Annotated in this window: 1 pseudogene; it reads left to right on the forward strand. The window is 38.9% G+C overall.

The window, feature by feature from the left end:
- Positions 1-164: pseudogene (locus tag AB1471_RS18065) on the forward strand (IS6 family transposase); the annotation flags it as partial.
- Between the last annotated feature and the right edge of the window lie 62 nt (positions 165-226).

Raw genomic sequence — 226 nt, forward strand, 5'->3', positions numbered from 1 at the left:
GTATTCGTCCGATGTTGGGATTCAAGTCGTTTGAAACAGCCACTTCTATATTAAGTGGCGTGGAAGCCATGCATATGATGAAAAGAGGGCAGCATCATCGACAGATGAAGTCTGTCCAAAATGAAGTTGAATTCATACATACGTTGTTTGGAATCGCATCATAAATGATCAATAGAGCTGAAACAGTGTCTCTATTTCTCTATTAAATTGTTTTTGCACCAGAACC

It is taken from the genome of Jeotgalibacillus marinus, assembly GCF_040801915.1.
In the GTDB taxonomy this organism is placed as follows: Bacteria; Bacillota; Bacilli; order Bacillales; family Jeotgalibacillaceae; genus Jeotgalibacillus; species Jeotgalibacillus marinus.